Annotated in this window: 24 protein-coding genes, 1 pseudogene and 1 other annotated feature; of the genes and pseudogenes, 19 read left to right on the top strand and 6 right to left on the bottom strand. The window is 42.3% G+C overall.

Annotated elements, in window-relative coordinates:
* The first annotated feature begins 188 nt into the window (after positions 1 to 188).
* The 10 genes and pseudogenes from BJP58_RS02475 to BJP58_RS02430 all read left to right on the top strand — a co-directional run.
* On the top strand, positions 189 to 560 hold the full coding sequence (locus tag BJP58_RS02475) for a (2Fe-2S) ferredoxin domain-containing protein (RefSeq protein ID WP_194542652.1): 372 nt from the start codon (positions 189 to 191) through the stop codon (positions 558 to 560).
* Between the two features lie 30 nt (positions 561 to 590).
* Positions 591 to 1,610, top strand: coding sequence for a CobW family GTP-binding protein (locus BJP58_RS02470; protein ID WP_194542651.1), 1,020 nt, complete (start codon positions 591 to 593; stop codon positions 1,608 to 1,610).
* A 25-nt stretch (positions 1,611 to 1,635) separates the two neighbouring features.
* Positions 1,636 to 2,583, top strand: a complete 948-nt coding sequence (folE2, locus tag BJP58_RS02465) for a GTP cyclohydrolase FolE2 (protein WP_194542650.1) — start codon at positions 1,636 to 1,638, stop codon at positions 2,581 to 2,583.
* 151 nt (positions 2,584 to 2,734) lie between these two features.
* Positions 2,735 to 3,424 carry a class I SAM-dependent methyltransferase gene (locus tag BJP58_RS02460; RefSeq protein ID WP_194542649.1) on the top strand — a complete coding sequence of 230 codons (690 nt, stop codon included), beginning with the start codon at positions 2,735 to 2,737 and terminating at the stop codon, positions 3,422 to 3,424.
* A gap of 26 nt (positions 3,425 to 3,450) precedes the next feature.
* Complete coding sequence (gene nikA / locus BJP58_RS02455) at positions 3,451 to 5,070, top strand: nickel ABC transporter substrate-binding protein (protein ID WP_194542648.1); 1,620 nt, start codon at positions 3,451 to 3,453, stop codon at positions 5,068 to 5,070.
* 12 nt (positions 5,071 to 5,082) lie between these two features.
* A complete protein-coding gene (gene nikB, locus BJP58_RS02450; protein ID WP_194542647.1) occupies positions 5,083 to 6,033 on the top strand; it encodes a nickel ABC transporter permease in 951 nt (316 codons plus the stop codon).
* Positions 6,030 to 6,875, top strand: coding sequence for an ABC transporter permease (locus tag BJP58_RS02445; RefSeq protein WP_194542646.1), 846 nt, complete (start codon positions 6,030 to 6,032; stop codon positions 6,873 to 6,875). Before nikB ends, BJP58_RS02445 begins: the two co-directional genes overlap by 4 nt.
* The gene (locus tag BJP58_RS02440; protein ID WP_194542645.1) at positions 6,872 to 7,699 is read left to right on the top strand and encodes an ABC transporter ATP-binding protein; all 828 of its coding nucleotides are present in this window, start codon (positions 6,872 to 6,874) and stop codon (positions 7,697 to 7,699) included. Before BJP58_RS02445 ends, BJP58_RS02440 begins: the two co-directional genes overlap by 4 nt.
* A 29-nt stretch (positions 7,700 to 7,728) precedes the next feature.
* Positions 7,729 to 8,526, top strand: coding sequence for an ABC transporter ATP-binding protein (locus tag BJP58_RS02435; RefSeq protein ID WP_194542644.1), 798 nt, complete (start codon positions 7,729 to 7,731; stop codon positions 8,524 to 8,526).
* A gap of 42 nt (positions 8,527 to 8,568) precedes the next feature.
* Positions 8,569 to 8,781: pseudogene (locus tag BJP58_RS02430) on the top strand (Rrf2 family transcriptional regulator); the annotation flags it as partial.
* A 187-nt stretch (positions 8,782 to 8,968) separates the two neighbouring features.
* Here the strand turns inward: BJP58_RS02430 and BJP58_RS02425 are convergent.
* A complete protein-coding gene (locus BJP58_RS02425) occupies positions 8,969 to 9,889 on the bottom strand; it encodes a TIGR03943 family putative permease subunit (protein WP_194542642.1) in 921 nt (306 codons plus the stop codon).
* 16 nt (positions 9,890 to 9,905) lie between these two features.
* Positions 9,906 to 10,919 carry a permease gene (locus tag BJP58_RS02420; protein ID WP_194542641.1) on the bottom strand — a complete coding sequence of 338 codons (1,014 nt, stop codon included), beginning with the start codon at positions 10,917 to 10,919 and terminating at the stop codon, positions 9,906 to 9,908.
* Between the two features lie 453 nt (positions 10,920 to 11,372).
* Between BJP58_RS02420 and BJP58_RS02415 the strand changes: the two genes are divergently transcribed.
* The 7 genes from BJP58_RS02415 (at position 11,373) to BJP58_RS02385 (ending at position 18,299) form a co-directional block, all read left to right on the top strand.
* The gene (locus tag BJP58_RS02415; protein ID WP_113060141.1) at positions 11,373 to 11,621 is read left to right on the top strand and encodes a type B 50S ribosomal protein L31; all 249 of its coding nucleotides are present in this window, start codon (positions 11,373 to 11,375) and stop codon (positions 11,619 to 11,621) included.
* 308 nt (positions 11,622 to 11,929) lie between these two features.
* The gene (locus BJP58_RS02410) at positions 11,930 to 13,234 is read left to right on the top strand and encodes an MATE family efflux transporter (RefSeq protein WP_194542640.1); all 1,305 of its coding nucleotides are present in this window, start codon (positions 11,930 to 11,932) and stop codon (positions 13,232 to 13,234) included.
* Between the two features lie 33 nt (positions 13,235 to 13,267).
* The gene (nikA, locus tag BJP58_RS02405) at positions 13,268 to 14,851 is read left to right on the top strand and encodes a nickel ABC transporter substrate-binding protein (protein WP_194542639.1); all 1,584 of its coding nucleotides are present in this window, start codon (positions 13,268 to 13,270) and stop codon (positions 14,849 to 14,851) included.
* 18 nt (positions 14,852 to 14,869) lie between these two features.
* Positions 14,870 to 15,802 carry a nickel/cobalt ABC transporter permease gene (gene opp1B, locus BJP58_RS02400; protein ID WP_194542638.1) on the top strand — a complete coding sequence of 311 codons (933 nt, stop codon included), beginning with the start codon at positions 14,870 to 14,872 and terminating at the stop codon, positions 15,800 to 15,802.
* Positions 15,799 to 16,701, top strand: a complete 903-nt coding sequence (opp1C, locus tag BJP58_RS02395; protein WP_194542637.1) for a nickel/cobalt ABC transporter permease — start codon at positions 15,799 to 15,801, stop codon at positions 16,699 to 16,701. Before opp1B ends, opp1C begins: the two co-directional genes overlap by 4 nt.
* Positions 16,682 to 17,533, top strand: a complete 852-nt coding sequence (locus BJP58_RS02390; protein ID WP_194542636.1) for an ABC transporter ATP-binding protein — start codon at positions 16,682 to 16,684, stop codon at positions 17,531 to 17,533. Before opp1C ends, BJP58_RS02390 begins: the two co-directional genes overlap by 20 nt.
* On the top strand, positions 17,499 to 18,299 hold the full coding sequence (locus tag BJP58_RS02385) for an ABC transporter ATP-binding protein (protein ID WP_194542635.1): 801 nt from the start codon (positions 17,499 to 17,501) through the stop codon (positions 18,297 to 18,299). Before BJP58_RS02390 ends, BJP58_RS02385 begins: the two co-directional genes overlap by 35 nt.
* Positions 18,300 to 18,729: 430 nt before the next feature.
* Here the strand turns inward: BJP58_RS02385 and BJP58_RS34200 are convergent, their stop codons facing one another.
* Together BJP58_RS34200 and BJP58_RS02380 are read right to left on the bottom strand one after the other, a co-directional pair.
* The gene (locus BJP58_RS34200; RefSeq protein WP_442953962.1) at positions 18,730 to 18,876 is read right to left on the bottom strand and encodes a putative holin-like toxin; all 147 of its coding nucleotides are present in this window, start codon (positions 18,874 to 18,876) and stop codon (positions 18,730 to 18,732) included.
* Positions 18,839 to 19,798: a carotenoid biosynthesis protein gene (locus BJP58_RS02380; protein ID WP_194542634.1), complete on the bottom strand. Its 960-nt coding sequence runs from the start codon at positions 19,796 to 19,798 to the stop codon at positions 18,839 to 18,841. Before BJP58_RS02380 ends, BJP58_RS34200 begins: the two co-directional genes overlap by 38 nt.
* Before the next feature lie 153 nt (positions 19,799 to 19,951).
* Between BJP58_RS02380 and BJP58_RS02375 the strand changes: the two genes are divergently transcribed.
* Positions 19,952 to 20,521, top strand: a complete 570-nt coding sequence (locus BJP58_RS02375; protein WP_199341197.1) for a TetR/AcrR family transcriptional regulator — start codon at positions 19,952 to 19,954, stop codon at positions 20,519 to 20,521.
* Positions 20,522 to 21,123: 602 nt separating this feature from the next.
* On the opposite strand, the gene BJP58_RS02370 is transcribed toward BJP58_RS02375, so the two are convergent.
* On the bottom strand, positions 21,124 to 22,443 hold the full coding sequence (locus tag BJP58_RS02370; RefSeq protein ID WP_194542633.1) for a hypothetical protein: 1,320 nt from the start codon (positions 22,441 to 22,443) through the stop codon (positions 21,124 to 21,126).
* 552 nt (positions 22,444 to 22,995) lie between these two features.
* Positions 22,996 to 23,239, top strand: a binding site (T-box leader).
* Between the two features lie 108 nt (positions 23,240 to 23,347).
* On the opposite strand from BJP58_RS02370, the gene BJP58_RS02365 reads away from it, so the two are divergent.
* Positions 23,348 to 25,219: an alanine--tRNA ligase gene (locus tag BJP58_RS02365; RefSeq protein WP_194542632.1), complete on the top strand. Its 1,872-nt coding sequence runs from the start codon at positions 23,348 to 23,350 to the stop codon at positions 25,217 to 25,219.
* A gap of 220 nt (positions 25,220 to 25,439) precedes the next feature.
* Here BJP58_RS02365 and BJP58_RS02360 read toward each other — a convergent pair whose 3' ends face one another.
* Positions 25,440 to 26,000, bottom strand: a complete 561-nt coding sequence (locus BJP58_RS02360) for a hypothetical protein (RefSeq protein ID WP_194542631.1) — start codon at positions 25,998 to 26,000, stop codon at positions 25,440 to 25,442.
* Positions 26,001 to 26,236: the final 236 nt, after the last annotated feature.

Genomic DNA, 26,236 nt, shown 5'->3' with positions numbered 1-26,236 from the left:
AGACAAGTATAGAACTCCGTTTTTCTTTTGTCAAACAGCACTTTGAAAACTTCTTCAGATTCATAACAAGATCCAATTAAAGATTGAAACATACTTTATACGTGTGTATAATCGTAATAATTACAATTAAGACAGGGTAGGTGTTCAACCTCCTCAGTAATATGTATCGCTAGAGAAGGAGATGTTCTATGACGACTTGGAATTTAAATGAGACTCGCTGTCATTTACTTATATGTAATGGCGGTAGTTGCATGAAGCTGAATGCCGAAGAAGTGACGGAAGCAATCCGGGATGAAATTACTACGCTAGGAGCTGACAATTTCATTCATACTACACGTACTCGGTGTAATGGTCGATGTGCGGACGCTTGTGTCGTAATTGCTTACCCAGAAGGAACATGGTATAAATCTATAACCCCTGACCTTGGCAGAGAGCTTGTGCGAAGACATCTTTCAGGAGATTGTTTGGAGGAGCTCAAGGTATATTCGTTTGACGGCAAATTCATTGCGTCTGGTCTTTCCGTTAAAGGTAAAGATAAAGCTCCAGCGGCTGATAATTGAAAATATAATGACTTTAAGAAGGTGATATGGGTGAAAAAGGTTCCTGTTGTTGTTTTGTCTGGTTTTCTGGGGAGCGGTAAAACGACATTACTATCTAAATTGCTAAATTTTTATGAGAAAAAAGGAGTGCGTCCTGCCATCATCATGAATGAAGTTGGCGATGTCAACCTGGATGGTCAGCTTGTAAATGAGGATGTTCCGTTGCGAGAAATGTTAAGTGGTTGTATCTGCTGCACAATAAGTGGTGATTTGGGAATGGAAATCCAAAAACTGGTGCATGAATCGTCGCCAGATCTAATCATCATTGAAGCTACTGGTGTAGCGAACCCGATCGATATCTTTGAGGCGGTAACAGAGGCAGCACTATTGATTCCAATTGATATCTACGCGATGATTACAGTGCTAGATGCCGGACATTTTCAACATTGGTATCGGAAAGGGTCTGGAAAGACCTATCATCTCATGAGAGATCAAATCCGATGTGCATCCGTTTTACTGCTCAACAAATCGGATCTTATTCATATTTCAGACTTGAAAGAGCTGAGAAAGATTATTGAATCAATAAATTCTAATGCATTACTATATGATACCGTTCATTGTCAAATCGATTATTCCGTGTTGGATACAATTTTTCTAGAAGATACTTTTCCTATTTCTCTTGAGGAATCATATCAAGAGAATACACATCAGCAATCTGTATGTAACCATAGTCACCATGATCAGCATTCTCAAAATGCCGCTCATGTGCATCATCATTCTTACGATCACGTTATGGTTTATACGCATTACTTTCAAAATTACATAGACAGGAGTGGTTTTGAACAAATCATAAGAGAACTTCCAGAGAGCGTTTACCGTGCAAAAGGCATTTTTACGGAGGCAGGTACCGGACAGCGTATGTTGTTTCAATTCGCATACAGGCAGTTAGAACTTATTCCGATTAATCCGCAAGGAAAGGTTCAAGATGTAGCTGTATTTATAGGAGAGCAGTTTCCTAAGAATGAGCTAAAAGGGCTGTTGGAACAGTGTGTAACCTGCAGTGCCAAATAAATAACCAGGTAGGGATATTATGACAATGAATAAAAAAGGAGATTCTCTTTTACTTCCATCGAAACATGAACGACTTCAATTATTTGGTACAGTGGATCCGGTCAAAGGAAAGAAACCCGTGGTCAAGGAAGAAATGCAGGATATACAGAATAGCAGAAACGATTTTTTGTTTGAATTGGAGCAGGTTGGAATCGATAATTTGAAATATCCTATTGAAGTTGTGTCTTCCATAACTCCTCAAAGATTTTCGAGTATTGGAAATTTTCGACTCTCGACATCTCTCGAAAGGGAGAATAAAGGAATTAATATGAGCCGGCTCATTGAACAACTTCAGAACAGTAGAGAATTGGGACTCAGTGACAAAATTCCTGATCTCATTGAGTTGACGAAACGTCTTTCGAAGAAAATGGACCAAAGGAAAGCTGAATTGAAAGTATCATATCCATGGTTCTATGAACGTCAGGCACCAGTAAGTGGGTTAATGGGTTTAAGCCATTCCCAAGCATCCGTTACTGTGAAATGGGAGGCTGGCAATGTAGCTGTTCTAAAAGCCCAATTGGAGATACAAATTACGACATTATGTCCTTGCTCAAAAGAAATTAGCGAGTATAGTGCCCATAACCAACGTGGTTTATTACGCATTGAGGTGGAGGGCTACGATGGTGAGTCACTTCCCGAACAGTGGAAAGAAGAGCTTTTGGAAGCAGCAGAGAGCAATGCAAGTAGTTGCCTACACCCGATTTTAAAGCGCCCAGATGAGAAACATGTTACAGAGCATGCATATGAAAATCCGCGTTTTGTGGAAGATATTGTTCGGCTTGTAGCGGCGGATCTTTATGAAAAGGACTGGGTTCGTAATTTTAGTATCGATTGCCGTAATGAGGAATCCATTCATCAACACGATGCAGTAGCGCGTATTGTGTTTGACAAACTCAAGCAAATTAAAGTTTACCCTGACACTGAAAACGTATGAGAGCAACGAGGTGTGATTATAGTTGACGAAATAATACTAGCGAAATTAGTTTGATGGTGATCATACTCCGTAATACCTCACCATGTAAGCATATGTTGTCGCCTATAATCGTAATAATTACATTTAAGTGCCTATTAAGGAGGAGAGAGTGTTGAATAAGGAACAGTTGTATAACAAATGGTGGAATGCGCCAACCGAGAGCGAACAACTGATGGAAGAAAGTCATCGAACCTTCTGGAATAAGATAATCGATAAAATTCTTGAGAAGGAAAAGATCAACGATTTTTCGGTGTTGGATTTCGGGTGTAATCAAGGAGGATTTCTCAGGTATCTTTATTCACAGTATCCTTTCAGGGAAGGAGTGGGTACAGATCTAGGAAAGGAATCAATTCAGGTTGCTAATGAACGCAAAGGGGATTTACCCCTTCAATATGAAGCTACGGCATCCCCTGAGCAGTGGGGTCATCGCTTTGATCTTGCCGTCAGCACAGCTGTAATTTACTTAATATCCGACCTTCAGGAGCATGCATATAAAATCAAAGCTGCTTTAAAGCCCGGGGGAGTCTACTATGCCAGCTATAGTGATTACAGCAAGAATCCAAGCCTCCCTTATATGCGCAAGAAAATTGACAGTAACAGTATGCTACCTATGAATCTTCATGCACTGGATGATATTGCTTCAGCCTTCTTTTCAGAAGGTTTTGAAGTAGGTATTACACGGCTGACTCCCGACATGTATGTTCAGCTTTCCAACAAGGAACGTTTTTTCAGAAACGTCCGGGACCGAATTCAATATGAATACGAAGAGGCCTATTTATTTCGCTTTGTAGCACCAATCTAGAAGAAAGAAAGGACGTTTTTGATCAAATGAAAAACCATGGGTTAGGAGTCAAGAAAAAACTGGTGTTGTTCCTCGCTGTCATATTCTTGGCGGGCTGTTCCAGCACTGGAACCCAATCTGTAAGTCAGGGAGCCACATCGTCTGACAAAGCGCTTACTTTGGCATGGCCTAATGATATTGGTCCGCTCAATCCGCATTTATATGCACCAAGCGAGATGTTTGCTCAGTCCATGATCTATGATTCGCTAGTTACTTATGGTGAAGATGGAAAAATCAAACCCAGTCTAGCAGAGAGCTGGGACATTTCCGAAGATGGACTGACTTACACCTTCCATCTTCGCCCAGGGGTCAAGTTTTCCGATGGCACAAGTCTGACAGCCGATAATATCATTCGTAATTTTGATGCCATAATGGCAAATAAAAGTCGGCACAGTTGGATCGGTATCATGAAGCATATCGATCACGTTGAAAAAGTAGATGATCTTTCCGTACGTCTGCTCTTGAAGGATTATTATTATCCTGTTCTTCAGGATCTGTCCTTTGTTCGGCCGTTTCGTTTCCTGGGAGAGGCTGGTTTCCCCGCTGACGGGAAAACATCCGAAACCATTGTTAAGCCGGTAGGAACAGGGCCATGGGCGTTAAAAGAGTACAAAAAAGATGAATATGCGGTTTTCAAGCGCAATGAACATTATTGGGGACAACAACCTAAGCTGGAGCAAATAACGGTCAAAATTATTCCGGATCAGGAATCCATTGTGCTGGCTTTCGAAAAAGGGGATATCGATTTGATATACGGACGAGGCGTCATCAGCAGAGACAGCTTCCTTCACTTGAAAGAATCCGGCAAGTACGGCGTCTCTCTTTCGGATGGCCTGACGACCCGTGCGATTATTTTAAACACGCTGAAAGGGGCAACTTCGGAACTGCCAGTTCGCCAGGCCATTCAATACGCAATTGACAAGGCTTCGATGATTGAAAGCGTGACGAAGGGAACGGAGCTTAACGCTGAAACAGCTCTCGGGAGAAATATTCCGTATGCTAACCTGGATCTGAAGCCGATTGAGTACGATCCGGCTAAAGCGGGCAATTTATTGGATGAAGCTGGATGGATAATTGATCCATCATCGGGAGTGAGAATGAAAGACGGGAAGCCATTGGTATTGAAGTTTGTTTATATTAGCACGGAAGCGGTTCAGAAGCAGATGGCTGAAGTAATCCAAGGAGATTTGGCTAAGGTAGGAATTAAGGTGGAGATTCAAGGCGTTGAAGTCATGCTTGGCTTACAAATGCTTAAAAACGGAGAAGCCAATATGAATTTTTGGTCCAGCTACGGAGCCCCTAACGATCCACATAATTTTGTTACTGTAATCGCGAATCCAACGGCTGACGGAATTTTTGAAGCTTTCTCAAACCTGCCTCAGAAACAGGAAATAGACCAAGAGATTAATAAGGTTCTTATAAGCAAAGATGAAGAAGAACGAAGAAGTATGTATGCTGATATTTTATTCCAGATTCATGAGGAAGCAGTATTTTATCCTATTTCGTATGAGGCCAATATTGCACTTTACCAAAAGAAATGGATCGGAGTTGAACCAACCGCTTCAAAGTACAAGTTTCCTTTTGAATCCATTGATCTGCGGCCATAGACGGAGAAGTTAATGCGGAGATTTGTTTGGAGACGACTATCTGCACTCCCTTTAATTCTCATAGGGGTATCTGTGCTAACTTTTCTGCTTGTCCGACTTGTACCGGTAGAGCCTGCTGAGGTCATCCTTCGACAATCTAACCTGAATGCAACTGAAGAAGCGATTGCCGAGGTGCGTTCCCAGCTTGGATTGGATCAACCTTTATATATCCAGTACTGGATGTGGATCTCTAATATAGTGAAACTGGATTTTGGAGTATCTTATGTAAGTAAACTCCCGATCTCTTCAGAAATCGCAGAGAAATTTCCAGCTACGATACAATTGGCGTTGTCGGCCATGCTACTTACGGTGATGATCAGTTTACCACTCGGCCTTCTATCATCATTGTTTCCCAATCGTTGGATCGATCGAGCTACCGCCATATTTATCTATGTCGGGACTGCCATCCCGCGGTTTTGGTTAGGCTTCATCCTCATATACTTTTTTTCGCTCAAGCTGGACTGGCTGCCTTTCCAGGGAAAAGGTGGTTTAATGCATTTACTTCTTCCATCCATTACGCTCGCGCTTGCCCAAACTGCAGTGTTCACCCGTTTGTTACGCAGTCAGCTACTCGATCAAATGCGAGAGATTTACGTGCTATACGCAAAAGTACGTGGGCTGAAGGAAGGCTTCATTCTTATTCATCATGTGTTACGTAATGCGTTTTCACCTTTGCTTGCAGTAATGGGAATTAGCCTGGGGAATATGCTAGGGGGAACGGTTATCGTAGAGCAAATGTTTAGCTGGCCAGGCATGGGCCGATACTTGATTGAATCCATTTCTAATCGTGACTATCCGGTGATCCAGTGTTATGTTTTGCTTATGGCTGTTGTCTATGTCTTTATAAATTTATTGGTCGATTTACTACAACGATGGATTGATCCAAGATTGGAACAAAGCGAGGAGAGTGGGATTGACAGATGATTTCGATTACATCGGGAACTCGCATTTCTCTAAGGATCCGCCTGGGACTTGCTGGTGCAGGATTTTTATTCTTGATTTTCATGGGGGTTGCCGGAGCATTGGCTCCTTGGATTGTTCCCCATGATCCTTATCTGGTTGATTTATCAATCCAGTTTAGCCCGCCCTCTTGGACATACCCTTTGGGGACAGACCACTTGGGCCGATGCATTCTTTCCAGGCTTCTTATTGCGATACGTTATTCTTTGGGTGGAGCACTCATTGTTGTAACATGCAGTGTTGTTTCAGGAACGGTGATGGGTGCTTTTTTCTCTTTAAAAGGAGGGTGGCTGGATCGTGCCTTCATAAGGTGTTGCGATATTTTGCTTGCCTTCCCGACACTAGTGTTAGCATTTGCACTTGTAGGCGTGTTGGGTTCCGGGTTCTCAAATTTGCTGATAGCCATGATTTTTTCACAGTGGATTTACTATGCACGATTCGTTCGGGGGATTGTTCTGTCGTTGAGAGAGAGCGATTTCGTCCAAGCAGCCATCGTGTCTGGTTCCAATTATCTGCAAATACTATTGAAACATATCCTTCCGAATATCGTTATTCCTGTATCAGTGCTGGCGCTGCTGGAGACGGGAGGCGTCATCCTCGACATGACGGGACTAACGTTTCTGGGGCTGGGAATACAAGCACCACAAGCGGAATGGGGCATGATGATCAATGAAGGGAAAGACTATGTGTGGCGCCATGCTTTGCTTATGATGTATCCCGGATTAGCGATTTTGCTTTCTGTTATTGCCTTTAATCTAATCGGGGACAGACTTCGGACGTTGTACGATCCCAAGGAGAAATTATGATACAAAACGGTTTATCAAGAGAAACAGCTTCATCCATTAAAATCGAGCAATTATCCGTCGAAATGAAGAAGGGAAATCACAAACGGGTTGTCGATCACGTCAATCTATCAATTTCCGCGGACAGCGTACTTGGTATTGTGGGGGAGAGCGGCAGCGGTAAAACCACATTATGCATGGCGCTTATGGGACTTTTGCCCGAAGAATTTCGGATTACGAAAGGTCATATCTGGTTCAAGGAAGCGGATATTGTTGCGCTCTCAGCTAGAGAACACCGAAGGCTTCGAGGAACAACATTCTCCATGATCATGCAGAATCCAAGGGTTGCGTTTAATCCGCTACGAACCATAGGTGCACACATGATCGAAACGTTTAGGACTCATATGAAATTGAATAAACGAGAGGCCTCCCAATTAGCGGAAGAGTATCTGATTAAGGTCGGCCTGCCTCGTCCTATGCAGATTCTGAAGCTGTATCCGTTCCAGTTGAGCGGGGGCATGCTGCAGCGAGTGATGATCGGAATAACGATGGCTATGAAACCGGAATTGATCATTGCCGATGAGCCGACAACCGGTTTGGATGCAAGCAATCGCAAGCTTATTTTGAATGAGTTGACAGTCTTAAGGCAAGAGACGGGGGCGGCCATTGTAATCGTTACGCATGATCTTGACGTAATTGCTGAAATGGCTGATTCGGTGGCAGTTATGCAGAAAGGAGAAGTTGTTGAATTGGCACCTTGCAAACAGCTGTTTGATTCGCCTAAGCATGAATACACCCGACGTTTATTGCATGCCAGAATAGACTTTAGGCCTTCGCTGGATTGTTAACCTTTAGATAGGAGGCATATAAGATACGAATGAATGTTTTAGAAGTAAGTGAAGTTTCTAAAACGTATCAGCTGGAATCTAGAAGCCCTTGGAGCAATGGAAAACGATTCTGTGCGGTTAACCGAGCTTCGCTCACGATTAAAGAGGAGGAATGTGTCGGTCTGGTGGGTGAGTCCGGATGCGGTAAAAGCACTTTAAGCAGATTAATTCTGGCACTGGACCAGCCGGACTCCGGCGAAATATTCTTCATGAGTAAAAAATGGAACAAAATGAGTCAAAAGCAGCGGTTTCCATATCGTAGATACATGCAAGCCGTTTTTCAGAACAGCTTGTCATCCATGAATCCGAGGTTAAAGGCGGGAGACATTGTAGTCGAACCCTTACTTAACTTTGTCAAAATGGATAGAAAAGAAGCAAAGGCGCATGCTCGCATGTTGCTGGATAAAGTAGGTCTTGATCCTGTGTCTATTGATCATTATCCCCATCAATTTAGTGGTGGACAGCAACAGCGTCTGGCGATCGCACGTGCGATCTCAGTAAACCCAAAATTAATCGTACTGGATGAAGCCATCAGTAGCCTGGATGTTATTACGCAATCCGCGATTTTGTCTTTGTTGAATGAATTGAAAAATAGTTTCGGTATCTCTTATCTGTTTATAACTCATGATATTAAGGCCGCGTGTTTTTTCTGCGACCGTTTGCTGGTTATGCAGGAAGGTACAATTGTTGACGAGGCAGACGCCAAAAAAATCGAACAGTTTTCACACCCCGCTGCTTTAAAATTGCTTAATTCAATGTTGGTGATGCATCCAGAGGACAGGGTCTGAATCTGATGCGATTTCGTCAAATACGAAACCAGTGGTGATTAAATGAAATTTTCCAAGGCGACGAATTATGCTCTTCATACGATGTTGTTTCTAAGTATATCACCTCTAGACAAACCAGTAGGGGTTCAGCAACTCGCTGAAAAGCAGCGAGTATCACCATCATACTTATCTAAAATACTATCTAACCTGGTTAAGGCCGGAATGGTTGAATCGACTTCTGGCGTTAATGGAGGTTATAGGCTTAAACGTCAAAAAAAACAGCGGAAATGTGGGATGTCAATACAGAGTAGATAGAATATATTATATCTGTGCTTTATTGAAAGGTTGTGGCCGGGCACCAACCTTCCTTCAAATAATAAACGTATAACGAGCCTTCGAGAAATTCTCTAAGGGCTCGTTTTTAGTGTATTTCAAATGATAGATGATCAATTTACCGGTATTACTAATCCAGTAGGTTGTTAAAATTGTCAACGTAAGGGTAGACATAAGGAGTCTCCGGAGCATCGATCCGTTGAATATATTTTCCATCCACTTTCACGACGTCAAGATTATTGTAGTTTGTTTTTCCGATTGTTCCCGTTATTTGAACCCATGTGTCTTTCTGCAAAGTGGCAGCAGCATCATCTTCAACGATGATACCGTAGGGAGTGGCGTCAGCAGAACAACATTGGACGGCCAACCTGGAGAGGATAAACTGATTAGCGGCCATATCGGGTTCCCGATAGACAAACCCTGTTAGCTCAACTTTCTTTCCAGTAAGAGCGTCAGCGTATAGACTGAAAGTTGTCAGGTATTCCATAAAACCAGTGTCATTTACGGTGATATAAGGAAGCTCGTTGATTTTCTTGCCAAACTCCGCAAAGTCCTCTAAATGCTCATATTCGGGAAACGGTTCAGGTTCCATCGGAATTTCTTGTTCAGCATCGAACGAATCCATTCCTTCGGGTTCATCTGACGGAACGTCTTTTTGCAACTCCGCATCCAGTCGAGCGGGGGTTAAATTCATCCCTTTTATCGAAGCGACATTACTAGCCATGATGGTATTGGGAAGGAGAACTCCCAGCAGCAACGGAAAGATGAACAATGAATAAATCCCAACATTCCATTTAAGGGATTTCGGCGGATTGCATTGGCACTCACACATGACACTGCGTTTTCGGGCAGTTTGCATGGCCAGGTATGATTGACTAACACTGAGAAGAAAAAGCCCGACTGCAGCTAACTGGATAAAGATTTTCATTCTGGGTGCAATATAATACATTAACGTCCCCGTCTTGACGAGATAGACAATAAAACATAAAAAACTGAGCAGGATGATCGCCCGTATCCAATAATGGACGGCTTCATTTCGCTGATGTTTCACTTAATACACTTCTCCTTCAGAACATCATTTGTCCAAGCGCAATCGAGAGAATAAATACGGTAACGCTTGTAAGAACGATCAGAAATATGACAAAGCGTTTGTTGAAGACAGACAGCAGCATCAATGTACTCTTGAAATCTACCATAGGCCCAAAAACAAGGAAGCTGATGATAGAGGATGCGGAGAATGTCTGCAGGAATGAAGAAGCTACAAAAGCATCCGAAGTAGAGCAAATCGACAATATAAAGGCAAATACCATCATGAACAGATGGGAGCTTAACTCACCTTGTCCAAGTTGAATGAGAAGTTCTCTGGGGATAAATGACTGAATAGCTGCCGTTATAATGGAGCCGATAATCAGATATTTCCCCATGTCAAAAAACTCGTGAGCGGCATGATCCATCATGGAGAGGAATTTGTTCTGGGACTGTCCGTGTGAAGCCTCATTTGCATTGGAGAGACTGGCGGTTTGAGCATTTTTCAATGGATTGCCCGATACAAATTTATAGACGACAAGCCCGATGATCAAACCAACGACCAAAGCCAGGCCCATTCGGGAATAGACGATCTCTGGCTGTAAACGAAAGGCTTGGTACGTTGAGGCATAAACAACAGGGTTAACGATCGGTCCAACCAGTATAAAAACAATCCCGATATAAAGCGGCATCCCCATCACCATGAGTCTACGCACAATAGGGATCATGCCGCATTCACAGACCGGGAAAAGAATGCCGAGTGTACAGGCGAATATAATGCCGAGGACCGGATTTTTCGGGCAGAACCGAGCGATCCATTGTTCTGACAGGAACAGCTGCATGAGTGACGAAACAAATACACCGATCAGGATATATGGCAATGCCTCCAATACGATGCTGATCAGCATCGTTTTAAATGTCTGGATTTTGTCCATATCGGGGACTGGAAAACTTAAGTTTGAGATGACGTCTGGAAATAATGCAACATAGATGATACTTAGAACGATTACGACAAATACCAGATTGAGTCCGGACTTTGAAAGCCACTTACGCAAAACAGTTCCTCCTATTTATAGACAGCTGCTGGAGAAGTGTGAATAATGTACCGATTTTCATATATGTATTTCACCTAATACGTAATAATTATCATTAAATCATGAATGGCAGTCAATTGACAACATCTTTCGTTCCATTTGGGTTTCTCTCGATTTATAGTGTAATAAATACTTTTTGTGGTAAGCGCCGTTTTATGTTGTGTGAAATGGATGCAAGTTTTTGATACGGCATATCGTAATTTGCGCTAGTTAAGTGAGATGGAGGTAATGGAACAGTCTTATTTTTTAGATGGCGGGGTGAAATATTAAGGTTGTTGTTTTTCCCATCACCATCGAGCCTGAAAGTTGACAGATATAAATGAATACTTTATTATTCATTTATGATGTATTTCGTAATTTTTACGAATAAGCAATAACAAAGAGTCAAATGACTCGGAAAGAAGAGGACATCAGATGCAAAAAGGGATACATCCCAACTTTCAGAAAGTCATATTTCTGGACGCAAGCGTAGGCTATACATTTCTTAGCGCCTCCACAAAGACTTCTTCAGAAACCATGGAATGGGAAGACGGTCATACCTATCCTGTGATCCGCGTAGATTCGAGCTCCGCGTCTCACCCTTTCTTCACAGGCAAACAGAAAAATACTGAGATCGGCGGTCGCGTCGATAAGTTCAAGAAACGATTAGGTTATAAAAAGTAGTCGTAAAGGGCTGCCTATATGTGACAGCGTGAAGTGAATTATCACGCTGTCTTTTTTTACTGAAAATGTACGAATAAAAGGGGATACACTGTTCATTTCCGCTCGTCACGGGAAAAAGGTAACACTATCGATCGGAGTGGGCCATTTTAGTTATTTTATTCCATTGACATTTCAAAGAAAGCTAAATTATAATCCTAATCGTAACAATTACGATAAATATGTATAGTTTCTGGTTGTACGGTTTGCGTAAAGGCTATAGATATTCATCAGTGTTTAATTTCGTAATAATTACATATAAAGGAGCTAAAATGACACACAGGCAGTACCTTAAGCTCTCCATTCCTCTCATTATAACCGGTCTGTCCGTCCCCTTGCTGGGAGCGGTTGATACAGCCGTTGCAGGTCGTTTGGGGGATCCGTCCTATATTGGTGGAGTAGCTGTGGGAACATTAATATTTAACAACCTGTATTGGCTATTCGGTTTTTTAAGAGTAAGCACCACCGGGTTTACGGCTCAAGCGGCTGGAGCCAAGCACGACGAGCAGCTTGCATATGCCTTCATCAGACCTCTGCTGATCGCGATTTTGTTAGGCGTGGTGTTCATCGCGGCACAAAAGCCCATTTTGCTGGCTGCCATGCACCTCATTGGGGGCAGCGATGCAGTGCTCCAGCAAGCTGGAATCTATTTTGACATACGGATCTGGGGAGCTCCCTTCGCGCTTCTGAATTATACCATTACGGGTTGGCTGATTGGGGTGTCGAAGGTTAAATTGACCTTGGTTTCTCAATTGTTCGCAAATGTGCTAAATATGCTCTTTGGAATATGGTTAGCCTTGCAGTTGGACTGGGGAGTTGCGGGTATTGCAGTTGCCACCTTGGTGTCAGAAATAATCAGTGTAGCAATTGGCTTCGTGATCATTCGATACAGCAAGCAATTCGCACTAGTTCATCTCCAGATCAGAGAACTGTTTGATCTTTGCCATATTAAAAAAATGGTGATCGTGAATCGTGACCTTTTCCTACGTACGATTTGCTTATTGGTGATGACCAGCTTGTTTATGGTTCAAGCGGCTCGAATGGATGAAACCGTATTGGCAGCCAACGCCATATTGCTGCAGCTCCATTATTTGCTAGCCTATGTGTTCAGTGGCTTGGCTAATGCCTCCAGCATTGTTGCTGGACAGGCTGCAGGTGAAGGAAATATTAATGGTTATCGGAATGCGTTGAAATTATCAGCAGTCTGGGGAGCGCTCTTTGCCGTGTTAATGGGGCTTGTGCTCATCGTTGATCCGTTAGACTTTGTGTCATGGTTTACGGGCGACCTACAGGTACGGTTGGCCGTGCGGGAACATATGTTTTGGATCGCGCTATACAGTATAGCCGGTGTTTGGGGGTTGCAACTGGAAGGCATATTTTCAGGGGTAACACAGGCTTGGGCCATTCGCAACGGCATCTTTATATCGCTGCTCATCTACATTCCCGTTAACTGGATAGCAGGGTTGTCGTGGGGTAGTCACGGCATATGGCTGTCTTTCGTTATCTTTCATTTGATGCGTACGGTTTGTACCTCCATGTACACCGGGAGAGTACAGCGGTCGATATACTCATCTTAATTACATCTACTACAATTATATTCAGGAGGATTCATGAAAAAGAAACTTTTACTTGCTATGTTTACGTTACTGATTGTATTAACAGGCTGCAGCCAGGCTACCAAGAGCAACCCTGCAGCAGTGGACAAGAACGAACTAGTCTTTGCCAGCACCAAAGATATTCGCGATATTAATCCGCATCTGACAGGTGGCGAACTCGCTGCACAAAATATGGTTTTTGAATCTCTGGTTATGAATACACCGGAGGGCGTTAAACCCAAGCTTGCTGAGAAATGGGAGATCTCGGAGGATGGTTTGACCTATACGTTCCATTTAAGAAAAAACATCAAATTCAGCGATGGTGAACCGTTCAATGCGGAGGCCGTCAAGAAAAATATTGATGTCGTCGTAGCCAACTATGAGAAGAATGCCTGGCTGAATCTGGTGCAGGTTATTGATTCAACTAAAGTTGTCGATGAATATACGTTTTCCTTGACACTAAAAACACCATATTATCCGACGTTGGAGGAGTTGGGGCTTACGCGTCCTTTCCGAATGATCTCCCCTAAATGTTTCATCGACGGAACAACAGCGAATGGCGTCAATGGTTATGCAGGCACGGGACCCTATATATTGGCCGAGCATAAAGACAATCAATACGCGTTGTTTAGTGTCAATGAGAACTATTGGGGAGATAAACCGAAGATTCAGCATGTTCGTTGGAAGGTCATGCCGGATCACCAGACGATTCTACTTGCTCTGCAGAACGGCGAGATTGATCTCATATTTGGCGCGGACGGCGACATGCTAGATGCTAATGCCTTCTCCTCCCTGCAAGACGAGGGCAAGTATGTAACGAAGATCAGTCCGCCATCCGGTTCGCGCTCGATATTGCTGAACAGCAAGCGAGAAGCAACTTCTGACAAACTGGTTCGCGAGGCATTGCAATATGCCATTAACAAAAAAACGATCGCGACCGGCATTCTCAACGACACGGAGCAAATTGCGGATGTCCTAATGTCTAAATCCACTCCGTACGCCAACATTGAGCTTAAGGTTCGTTCCTACGACACCCAGAAGGCCGAAGCTTTGCTGGATCAAGCAGGGTGGGCAAAATCAGACGATGGCTACCGTTATAAGGATGGGAAAAGGCTTAACCTGATGCTGTCCTATAATTCTGATAATGCGCAGGAGAAAACGATTGGGGAATCGATGCAAAATGATCTCAAAGCGATTGGCGTTGAGCTTGAACTGTTGGGTGAAGAAAAGCAAGCCTATTTCGACCGTCAAAAATCCGGTGATTTCGATTTGCAATACTCTTTATCCTGGGGCTTGCCTTATGATCCACAAACCTATGTGTCAACCTGGCGTGTGCCTTCGCATGGTGATTATCAGGCTCAGGCAGGTCTGGAAAAGAAGAAATGGCTGGACCAAACGATCAGTGATGTTCTCGTTGAGCAGGACGAAACTGCGCGGGCGGAGAAATATGAGCAAATATTCAGCTATGTGAATGAAGAGGCTGTGTATCTGCCGTTGACTTATTCAGTTGTCAAAGCGATTCATGCCGAACAGCTTAAGGGCGTTTCCTTCAATGTATCGCAATATGAAATCCCGTTTGAGCTCATGTATTTTGAGTAAGCAGAGAGTGAGTCCTTTATGATACAGTATGTAATAAAACGCATAGCAGGTACCGTTCCGCTCCTGCTGCTGGTTACCTTCATGGCGTTCATTCTAATTAATTTAAGAACTAGTGATCCGGCAGAGATTGCTCTGCGTGTAAATCAGATTACCCCGACCGAGGAAGTGGTCCAGAGCATGCGCGAAGAGCTCGGACTTGACGATCCTTTTCTTATCCGATATAAAAACTGGATTATGGACAGCTTTCAAGGGAATTTGGGTACCAGCTACGTCAATAAAAAGCCTGTATTGGAAGAGATGCGTCAAGCGATTCCTCCAACGCTTGAATTAGCGGGGGCTACACTTATAATTATTGTCCTTTTCAGCGTTTCCATCGGGATAATCTGCAGCATCTTCGAGAATAGATGGCAGGATCGTTTTTTGCGGGGCTTCATCTTTTTGCTGTCAGCGATGCCAAGCTTCTGGATCGGCTTGCTGCTCATGTGGTCTTTTTCGGTTTATCTGGGGTGGCTTCCGACAAGCGGGAAGAATGGTCCTTCATCCATTATCTTGCCGGCCGTCACCTTGTCACTAACCTTTTTATCCACCTATGTCAGACTGATACGCAATAATATGATTCAAAATACGCAAGAAAATTTCATTCTTTATGCCAAGCTGCGCGGACTCAAACAGAGCACTGTAATGTGGAAAGTGTTTTCCAATTCGATCCAATCGGCTCTTACCGCGTTCGGCATGTCTATTCCGCGTCTGATTGCTGGGACTGTTGTTGTTGAAAATATATTTGCCTGGCCCGGCATAGGTCGTTTATGCGTCAAGGCTATTTTTAACTCGGATTATCCTGTGATCCAGGCTTATATTCTGATGATGGCCGTCTTATTTATCGTTTGCAATTTATTGGTAGATATTGTGGTCGTGATGATAGATCCACGTTTGCGGAGGGAAGCCAAATGAGTTTTTTCAAGCGTCTTCAACAGGATAAGCTGGGTATCACTTGCTTGATATTTTTGGGCGTGGTCTGCCTTGCTGGGATCTTCGCCCCTCTAATTGCTCCGCATGATCCGACCTTACTTCAGGTGGATATGAAGCTTGCCATGCCAAGCGCAGAGTACCCGCTCGGGACTGATCATCTGGGAAGATGCTTATATTCACGGATTTTATTCGGCATACGCACCACGTTCTTTTATGCTCTACTGGCTATGAGTGTGACGATTTTTTCCGGGGTCGCATTTGGAATTCTAGCCGGCTATTCGAACGGAAGAGTCCGGGAAGTCATTTTGCGTTTCTGCGACGCTATGCTGTCCTTCCCGTCAGAGGTGATGATTCTGGCTATTATCGGCATATTGGGACCCGGGATTATGAATATCGTGATTGCGAATATTTTGTCCAAGTGGGCCTGGTATACACGGATGATCTATAGCAGCGTTCAGCAGTATCGATCAAAAAACTATGTGAAGTTCGCTCAAGTCCATCAGGCTTCTCCAATCTATATTATGAGAAAGCATATTGTTCCCGGGATCTCCGGTGAAGTAACCACACATTCGACCCTAGAGATGGGCTGGGTGATTCTAAGTATTTCGTCCCTTTCCTTTCTTGGATTGGGCGTGCAACCTCCTGCTCCTGAATGGGGAATGATGCTGAATGAAGCGAAGAATGTGTTGTTCACCCATCCCTGGCAGATGATCCCTGCCGGTATTACCATTCTGCTTGTCATCGTCGCGCTAAATTTTCTCGGTGACAGTCTGCAGCAGGCCATGAACTCGAAATCCTACATGGCAAGCCCGAAGCAACAACGCAAGCTATTCCGCTTGGGTGAAGGGAGGAAGATGGTAAGTGACCATACTGACCGTTAAGCATCTTAATATTGTTGATCTCAAGACCCAAAGAAGAATTGTAAAAGATGCATCCTTCTCGGTGCAAAAAAATTCTTGCCTTGGTATTGTTGGGGAGAGCGGCAGTGGAAAGACGATGACTGTTCGGGAAATTTTAGGTGTAAATCCCCGCTGGATACAATCTGAAGGAGAGATTATTTTCGAGGGCCGCAACATTTTGAAGGACAACGAAAAACAGCGGAGGTCCATTCGGGGTCAAAAAATCAAGATGATTCTTCAGGATGCAATGACGGCTTTCAATCCTATTGAGAAAATGGGCTTCCAGATGAAACAAACTTTTATGCAGGTATTGAGGGTATCCAGAAGAGAAGCTGAGCGATTGAGTTTGGAAAGCTTGAAAAAATTGAATTTCCCGGATTCGCTTGCCGTTTATAAGAGTTATCCTCATGAGCTGTCCGGTGGGATGCTTCAACGCTGTATGATTGCGATTGCTCTTGTGCTGAAGCCGGACATTATTATTGCGGATGAGCCTACAACAGCTCTAGACTCCATTAATCAATTGGAAGTCGTCAATCAATTTCAGTCCTTAAAGGAAATGACGGGTACCACACTGATCCTCATCTCCCACGACCTGGGAGTTGTGCAGCGGTTGGCCGACAGCGTTATCGTCATGAAAGAAGGAGAAGTGTTGGAACAGGGCTCGGTCACTGATGTTTTTAATGAGCCTAAACATGCCTACACCCAATATTTAGTTAGCACGCGCCTGCAGCTTTCAGATAGCTTTATGAACACAATGCATAGCGGGGGGATCCAAGAGTATGATTACGGTGGAGAATCTTCAGAAAAGCTATAAGGCTGACCGTGGGCTGCGGAATCACACCCAAAAGCATGTACTGACCGACGTCAGCTTTCATTTGAACGATGGAGACTGTCTGGGCATTGTAGGGGAGAGCGGCAGCGGTAAAAGCACGTTATCCCGGATCCTACTTGGATTAGAAACCAGTGATGGCGGGACCATTCGGATAGATGGCGTGCCACATAAAAAGTGGCTTAAGCAAAACAAAGGGAAATTCAGTGTCGTGTTCCAGGATTATCGCACCTCTGTCAACCCGAACTGGACCTTGCGGCAAATTATCGAGGAACCACTCTATATGCTACGAAGCGGCAAAAACGCTCATGCCGACCATGAAGCGATTATTGCAGAGCTGATGGAGCGGGTAGAGTTGCCCCTTGACTATCTAAAGAAGTATCCGCATGAGCTAAGCGGTGGACAGTTGCAACGTGTATGCATAGCGCGTGCCTTGACCACACGGCCGCGCTATCTTGTTTTGGATGAAGCCATTAGCTCGCTCGACGTTTCTGTGCAATCTCAAATTTTATCTCTCTTAAAGGAGCTCCAGAGGGAGTTTCAATTAACATATTTATTCATAGCGCATGATCTGCAAGCCGTAGCCTATTTATGTAATCGCTTAGCCTTTCTGAGGGATGGGGTCATTATTGAAGAGCTTGATTGCAACCACTTTATGTGTGCGAAGAGCGAATATGTAAAGTCACTGGTGAGCTCGATCCTTCCCTTTCAATCGAGGTTCAACCGGACGAGTGGTCACAATGTTACTTAATGAAAAGCTCCGTTTTCCCTAAATCGGGGCTGGGATTGACCTTAAACGTGTAAAGAAATATGTAGGGGAGATGAAATTGTATTTATCATGAGGGGGAATTCGTGTCAATGGACATGAAGTGTCAGACGAACCTTCATCATCGTTTAATATGCTCACTATGGAAAGGCAACTCGCCAAGAATCAATTAAAAGTTCTATACAGCTCCTAGATAACTAGAGAGCAAACTTTTTGGCCCTTCGACTCCCACTAGGAAGTTTGAAGGGCTAAATTTAATGTATGAAAATATTAAAACAGACTTCTAAGTAATTCGATGAAGTAACGGGGATCACATCACAATTCGCTCATAAGAAAATGTCGGGGGACAAGAACAGACCGATTAGATAAGCATCTAAATATGTTTCCAAGTAATTTAGCAAACGGGACCGTTACCTTATGGAGGGCGGTCTATTTTTTCAATGTAAGCAAGAAGCGCCAAAATAAAAATGCCTAACAAGAATATTAATGAAAGTGCGTCTTTGCCTCCATGCTTGGGCTTATGGTTATTTCGTGATTGGTCTTGCTTTTTTACCCATAATATTAATTCCGATCCAGGCTAACATTAATAAGATCTGAGCCAGAACGACCAGCCACAATACTTCTGTGTAACCTCCTATAAGGCAAAATATAGTATTCACCAGGGGGAACCCCAAGAAAGTAAACATGATAGGAAAATCTTTTTTGGGAGTGATTGAATAAATAGCCTTCCGGTCCCAGAACTTTATAAAAGCTAATGCTAAAACTCCTGCTGTAATTACAGAAAGTGCAATCAACATCACCCATTGCATATTAGAGGTTCTGGCGAAGAACGGCCCCATATAATTAAAGAAGTTAGATAAAGGTGAGAACATGCAAGCCAATGACGCAATTGCCGCCAGAAACGGATAGATATAACCAATTGATTGACTGTAGCCTTTCTTTTTGTGCCACCATTCACCAATTAGTATAAAGACTGTCCAATATCCCGCTATATAAATCCATCCTGTAAAATTCATCACGGGTTCCCCATAGATTTGAGGTTCACCGGCTAGCGGATAATAAGTCCATCTTGCCATGAGTCCATCCGTAGTCTGAAATATCTGTTTAACGGCCACCGGGTCCAATGAAAAGTCAAACACCATAGCGCTTAATCCCGTAATAAATGGTTTAGTCCAGGACGGTATAGTTACAGATTTTAGAACACGCAAAGTGGAATAAATGATCAGAAACTCAATAATAGGGACAGTAATCGGTATATTAAATAACATTAAAATACTCCGCCCATAGGCGTAAAAACCTTCCCCAAGCGATGAAGCAGTAATTTCAAAAACAGCTGCGTAAAAAAACACAAAACCTATAAATTGCAGTAGAACCGTTTTGGGATGTGTTTCCTTATCAAGGATATAGAAAACCATTAGAACAGCAGCAATTAAGACTATAATATCTTGAATTATCCATACAGGCACCACAGTTATATCACCCACATTTTACCCTCCATTTAAGTTGAAATTGAATTGAACGTTCAAATAAATTATAATTTCACTGTGTTACTTAAACAACAGGCTGTTCGATTGAGATATGTTAGTTATCATACAAACCACAGTAGATTTGTTCGCTATTTCTAATTGGAGGATATTATGGCAGACAAAAAAACAGATCACAGAGTGAGATATACAAAGATGGTTGTAAAAGAAAGCCTGCTGAAGCTTTTGACAGAACGGTCTATCAATAAAGTGACAGTGACCGACATTTGCAGAGAAGCAGGGATTAATCGCAACACCTTTTATACACACTATGCGAATCAGTTTGAGCTTCTTTCAACGATTGGAAATGATCTTTACGAAGACATTAAGCAAGTTGGGATGAGTTCTTCAAACCCTCAAAAGCTATCTTATGAATTATGTAAGTATATAAAAGCGAATCAAACGATATGTAAGGTTCTGTTCTCAGAGCATGGCGATAAAGAATTACTAGAACGAATCCTTTATATCAGTCACGATTTAACTATTGAGCGATGGAAGCAGGAATTAAAAGATTTTGATCCACAATTATTTGAGTCCTGGTATACGTTCACCGCTCATGGCAGTATAGCTATTATTAAAAAGTGGGTGAGTAGTGGTCTGAAGGAAAGCCCCAATAAAATTGCAGCTTTTATTGATAAAGCTACGGAATCCGTATCTAAAGCTTTTTATTCTGAAGAATTGTAGTAAGTGAAAACTGCATCCCGTATTTTACCTCGTCGGTCAGGTTCGATATAACTCGATTGCTGGCCATCACAGAAGATCCGGTAATATTATCTTCTATTGCTTTTCCGATGTTTAGAATTAGTAATGGCGATTAGTTCCTGCTCTCGCTTTTTCAAAACAGTTGGATATGATTTAATCATTTGCTGTATTGTCTATTATCAATAAATCTGTTTGCTATATGTTCCAGCAGATACAACCATTTTTTAAGAAGTTGGGCATAACAGTTAAGCCGAAAACTTGAGCTGTCGAGAAACAAGAACATGTAAAACTCCACGTTAACGAAACGTTAGGAGCAACCCTAGTTCCTAACTCAAGAAAAACTGAAGCCTTTTCAAACATGGTTGTAAAGCCACTCAACTAACGGGAAACGATAGTTAAATAAATATAGAAAAGCAGCTGGCCATGATCAGCTGCTTTTTGTTCAACTAACGGGCAGGTTAGTTTAATTTTAGTCACGGAGAAACGTAAGAAACTAAAAAGGAAAGTGGTGACCCAACGTTGGCACGCAAAATCTAGGCAGCCCGCAGCGAGGATGTTCGTGGGGCTGCCTAAATTTGTTGTGGTTACAGGTTGTAATTAATGCCTTCGCCAGCACCTGTGCGGGCGTTTACGTATACGTGAGAAACGCCTTCGATCCCAGTGACGGGAAATGCGTATACGAGCTGGCTGTTGTGGATTTCCAGCTTTGGCTTGCCCGAGGGGGTTACTTTTGGGCCAAGCTTCGCGGAGGCTTGCTCCGCTGTCAGCCTCGGGTGAACGGGGAAGGTTTTATTGTAATGGGAATAATAATTAGACGCATCAAAGCTCTTCAACGTACCGGTACGGCGATCAAATCGCCATACGACTTTCATTTGCGGAATGGAAACTTGCTCCCGGACCGGAATATACGTGAGATAAATGGAAGTATCGTTTATCTCTTTCGCTACTAATGTCAGACGTTCGTCAGACCAGCGAGCCATCCAGGTGTCCGTAACCGCGACAACCTGCTTTAAGTCGATAGTTTGCTCTACATCTCCTTTCTCAGAGATCGAGCTCTTGCGTCTCACTTGGAGCACGTGTCCGCTTTTACTTAGTGTTGCAATATAGGAGTTGGTTGATTTTCCATCGGTGTCCGATAACTTGAAATCCAAGACTTCTCCGAATTGGGGGCTGCTCCCGCCTGAGATGTGGACAATTTGCTTACCTGCTCCTTTATTCCAAGCCTCGCCCATGAAAATTTTCGCTTTGGCCGCAAGCTCCGTAGCCGTATAAGTGGTTTCACCGGCGAAAACGGTTCCTGGCTTCGGAGGTATGTATGGATTCTGGTTGTACAGGAACTCGTTAAAGGCTTTATTTCCATAGGTGGAGACCGAGTCGAGTTGAGACAAAGCCTCTTCCATTTCAGTTGATATCTGTTGTATATCTGATATAGAGGAATCAACAGCTTTCTTTCTCATCTGATCGAGATAAGGTAGGGCGGTCCTCGCGAACGTTCTCAAACGCTGAATTTGTTCTAATTGATCCGGGTTAAGCGAGATTTCCTTCTCGCTGGCAGGATAGGCCAAGTAGCGGCTGCCCTCTGTGATAAACGACTCATATGACCAAGATTGAAAGTTCATTGTAACGGATCCGATCCTTACAGATTGCAAGATAAAATTGGCATTTTCAATCGCAGATTGAAGTGCTGCTTGCCGATCTGAAATCGTAGATGCCGCAAGGGACTCCGCAAGCGCATAGTCGAAATCACGCAGGTAGATCAATTGCATATGTGACCAGTATTGCGTATTGTGCTGTTGTTGCTGCTCCCATTGCCGATTATTCTGATGCTCCGTATAACTGAAATAGGTGCCCGCTAATGTCGTCACGCAAAGCAGACCAATGATAGATTTGGTGAGAACGCTCATGTCTATTAAAACTCCCGTCTTTGTCTTCATAATGCTTATCCACTTTAACAAAGATGAGAACACAGTTTAATGAGTAAATATTGCCAATGCAAATCGCTAGCCCATTAGGCAATCCTGCACAGATGAGACTTATGAAAAGTACATTTGAGGTGGGAAATAGTACCATCAGGACAGATTATTCACGTTAATTTTTGTTTTAATCTTTTACGACTAAGCGATCAGCTGTCTTGTTAAGCTAACGGGCAGTATAGTTCAATTTCCAATGGGCATACTATCCCAAAAAGTATGGAGGGATATCATAAGGGTTATCACCTCCGCTCCGGAAGCGATACTTCCCCACCCAAGTTTGTTGTACCTCCTGATTATTTCACAGGGTAAACAGGAATGTGGAATTGAGGTTGGGGAGAATTATAATTTGGCTAAAGTCAGAGGATGCGAAGCAACCGAATTGCCAAAGCTGATGGTAGAATCGACAGACTTATACCTTATAAAAAATAGTGGAATTAATTGACAGAACAAGTTGAGTGTGATAGCATTGGTTCAACTTAAAACGAAAAGGCTATGATGAGAAATAGTAGCTATTAGGGATCTCACAGAGAGAAGATGGTTGGTGCGAATCTTCATTGATCTAATAGTGAAGCAGTCTCGGAGCTGTGAACCGAACAGAGGAATCTAAGTAGGCTTCAACGGAGTTCCACCGTTATTCAGGAAACAATATCGGAGATATCCCGTATTGATAGAGTGCAGAGAAATCTGAAATTAGGTGGTAACACGGACATCATAGTTCGCCCTAAGTTGACAAGAAATAGGTCAGCTTAGGGCTTTTTTGTTTTATTTCTTCTCGTTTGAATATCTGCAAAGTAATTTCCGAGAATAATTAATAATTGAAATGGAGGTATTGAGCATGGTGAAAATGACACCAGATGAGTTAAGAAAATCATATATTGATTTTATGAAAGGAATAGGGGCTAGCCAAGTGCCCTCTTCTAGCTTGTTGCCAGAAAATGATTCCTCAACGTTGTTTACAGGAAGTGGAATGCAACCTATGGTTCCATATTTATTGGGGGAAAAGCATCCGATAGGTAATGAGATTGCTAATATTCAGAAGTGTTTAAGGACAGTGGATATTGATGAAGTAGGAGATACGTCGCATCTGACATTTTTTGAAATGATAGGTCGATGGGAGTTTAAAGCAAATGAAAATAACTATAAGAAAAAGCAAATCGATGCCATTTGGAATTGGCATATTATCGAATTAGGAATTGATCCTGGCAGGCTGTATATCAGTGCTTTTATAGGAAGTGATGATTTGAATATACAGAAAGATACGGAAGCCATTCAAATCTGGTCAGAAAAATTTAAATCAGTTGGTATAGAACCTATCATTGAAGATGATCCCTATCAATATGGAGCATCTAGAGGTGGAAGAATATTCTTATACGATGAAAAAGAAAATTGGTGGAGTCGAGCCGGAAGTCCATTGGATATGCCTGTTGGTGAACCGGGTGGGCCTGATAGTGAAATGTTTTATGATCTTGAACCAGGCGGTGATTCACTGGATCATCCTGCTTCTGAAAGCGAGAGGTTTTTAGAGATTGGGAACAACGTATTTATGTGTTACAAAAAAGAAGGCACAGGATTTGTAAAAATGCAAAATCCCAATATGGATTATGGAGGCGGATTAGAAAGGGTTGCAACAGCCCTTAATGGTGACAAGGATATTTATAATACGGCTTTCTTCCTTAATCCCAAGAAAAAATTGATGGAGTTAAGTGGTAAACAATATACTGACGATTTAAAGTCGTTTAGAATCATACTTGATCATGTGAGAGCGGCTACTTTTCTAATTAATGATGGTGCGGAGCCAGCTAATAGTGATGCAGGGTATATAACAAGAAGGTTATTAAGAAGGGCGATTCGTGCAGGTAAAAAAATAGGTATACAAGGAAGTTTTGTGGGTGAGTTGTCTGAAGTTTATATAGATGAAGCAACAGCTTATGAAGATTTGATCGGTAATAAAAAGAAAGTTATCGAAACAGTAAATAAGGAAGAAAATCTTTTCTATAGAACTTTACAGCAAGGAGAATTTGAAATACAAAAACATCTTAAGAATAAGGGTAAAGTTACAGGTGCAGATGCCTTTTATTTTTACGAAACATATGGGTTTCCCTTGGAGTTGACGGAAGAGTTTCTAACTGAAAATGGATATAGCATGGAGGACAAGGCGTCTTATATAGAGGCGGCAAAGAAACATGCTGAAAAGAGCAGAACTGCTTCTGTGGGTAAATTTAAAGGTGGATTAGCTGAACATTCAACAGAAACAACAGCGCTGCACACGGTATCTCATTTATTACTTGCTGGTTTAAGGGAAGTTTTAGGTGATCATGTTCATCAACAAGGAAGTAATATTACCTCAGAGCGAATACGGTTTGACTTCAACCATGATGAAAAACTTACGCCAGAGCAAATAGCTGCGGTGGAGAAGTATGTGAATGATGCGATTTCGTCAAAAGCAATTACCTATATTTCAGAGATGCCTAAAACTGAAGCAAAAGAAAGTAATGTTGTAGGGAATTTTTGGGATAAATATCCGGATATCGTTAAGGTGTATACAATCAAAGATAATGAAGGGAAAGTTTGGAGTCGAGAAGTATGTGGAGGACCTCATGTAGAGGATACAACAAACATAGGAAAGTTCAGTATTAAAAAAGAACAATCTTCTGCTGCTGGAGTTAGAAGGATTAAAGGAGTAATTAATAAAAACGCTGAACAATAGCTGATGTTTTAGGATTGCCATTTGTAACAACGTTATGAGTTGCCGGGAATCCAGGATGAATGATAAATCCGGCAAATGAAGACGGTTTGACATCGCTTGGCCTTTCCGTTGGCGGTACCGGAGAACAGTTTTTAAAGAAAAAGCAATTCGGATTTAATCCGAATTGCTCAGATTGGGAGATCTTTTTATGCCACTTGTTAAATTAAAACTACTAGTTGGCCTAATAAGATTGTATTTCAGACAATACTGCTTTTAATCTGCCTAGATTATCAATTTTAAATAGTTTTTCTCTAAAAGAAATAAACTCATTAGCCGCCTTAAGAATTTCAGATAAAAATTCTTCTTCAACAACAATGTTTTTCGTCTCTTTGTAAGCTTCGTAAAGGTTTGTACCTTCAAAAATCAACGGATTTCTTTTTACTCTAAATAATATCTTGTTCTCTGGTTTTGTAATGATTCTTTTGACACTCCACTCATGGCTATTCATGGCCATAATGTGCTCTCCAAAACCTGTTTTTTTATATTCCAAAGTCATTTCTAAAACACCGATCCACATCAAGTCAATATCATCCCAATCCATAAAGTTGGTGATTGTAGTATCAGACGTTTTTATATTTACTACACCATCTAACTTATGGCCTTTATGCTTGTTTAATTGTCTGTTAGCCACCTGGATTGATAAACTATCTTTCAATGAAATAAAATAGTCTTCAATATTATCTTGACTAAAGTAAAAAGAATCTATAGTCTTCTTTTCAATGTATGTGGTTATATTTAGCATAAACTACTCCAATAACTAAAGGTATGTTGTAACTTAATCAATAAGGTAAAATGTATTTATTCTATAATTACTTACAACCAACCTGTACATTTGTCCATCTATACTAACATTTATTGTAGCATAACCGTTACCGCTAATAATTGTACTTCTATTCGCATTAACAATTGAAATAATTCTTGCTCGGACATCATTTATAGCAAGGTTATAGTAGAAGGTTGTTTTTCCAGTGGCTCCTG

Origin of the sequence: Paenibacillus sp. JZ16, from assembly GCF_015326965.1 — a bacterium.
Lineage (GTDB): Bacteria > Bacillota > Bacilli > Paenibacillales > Paenibacillaceae > Paenibacillus_AQ.
Note: the sequence above shows the minus strand (reverse complement) of the source record. Positions and strands in the feature narration are given on the sequence as shown.

Coding starts and splice junctions, on each gene's coding strand:
- BJP58_RS02475 (WP_194542652.1), top strand. CDS start 189: ATGACGACTTGGAATTTAAATGAGACTCGCTGTCATTTACTTATATGT.
- folE2 (WP_194542650.1), top strand. CDS start 1,636: ATGAATAAAAAAGGAGATTCTCTTTTACTTCCATCGAAACATGAACGA.
- nikA (WP_194542648.1), top strand. CDS start 3,451: ATGAAAAACCATGGGTTAGGAGTCAAGAAAAAACTGGTGTTGTTCCTC.
- nikB (WP_194542647.1), top strand. CDS start 5,083: ATGCGGAGATTTGTTTGGAGACGACTATCTGCACTCCCTTTAATTCTC.
- BJP58_RS02445 (WP_194542646.1), top strand. CDS start 6,030: ATGATTTCGATTACATCGGGAACTCGCATTTCTCTAAGGATCCGCCTG.
- BJP58_RS02440 (WP_194542645.1), top strand. CDS start 6,872: ATGATACAAAACGGTTTATCAAGAGAAACAGCTTCATCCATTAAAATC.
- BJP58_RS02435 (WP_194542644.1), top strand. CDS start 7,729: ATGAATGTTTTAGAAGTAAGTGAAGTTTCTAAAACGTATCAGCTGGAA.
- BJP58_RS02415 (WP_113060141.1), top strand. CDS start 11,373: ATGCAAAAAGGGATACATCCCAACTTTCAGAAAGTCATATTTCTGGAC.
- BJP58_RS02410 (WP_194542640.1), top strand. CDS start 11,930: ATGACACACAGGCAGTACCTTAAGCTCTCCATTCCTCTCATTATAACC.
- nikA (WP_194542639.1), top strand. CDS start 13,268: ATGAAAAAGAAACTTTTACTTGCTATGTTTACGTTACTGATTGTATTA.
- opp1B (WP_194542638.1), top strand. CDS start 14,870: ATGATACAGTATGTAATAAAACGCATAGCAGGTACCGTTCCGCTCCTG.
- opp1C (WP_194542637.1), top strand. CDS start 15,799: ATGAGTTTTTTCAAGCGTCTTCAACAGGATAAGCTGGGTATCACTTGC.
- BJP58_RS02385 (WP_194542635.1), top strand. CDS start 17,499: ATGATTACGGTGGAGAATCTTCAGAAAAGCTATAAGGCTGACCGTGGG.
- BJP58_RS02375 (WP_199341197.1), top strand. CDS start 19,952: ATGGCAGACAAAAAAACAGATCACAGAGTGAGATATACAAAGATGGTT.
- BJP58_RS02370 (WP_194542633.1), bottom strand. CDS start 22,443: ATGAGCGTTCTCACCAAATCTATCATTGGTCTGCTTTGCGTGACGACA.
- BJP58_RS02365 (WP_194542632.1), top strand. CDS start 23,348: ATGGTGAAAATGACACCAGATGAGTTAAGAAAATCATATATTGATTTT.
- BJP58_RS02360 (WP_194542631.1), bottom strand. CDS start 26,000: ATGCTAAATATAACCACATACATTGAAAAGAAGACTATAGATTCTTTT.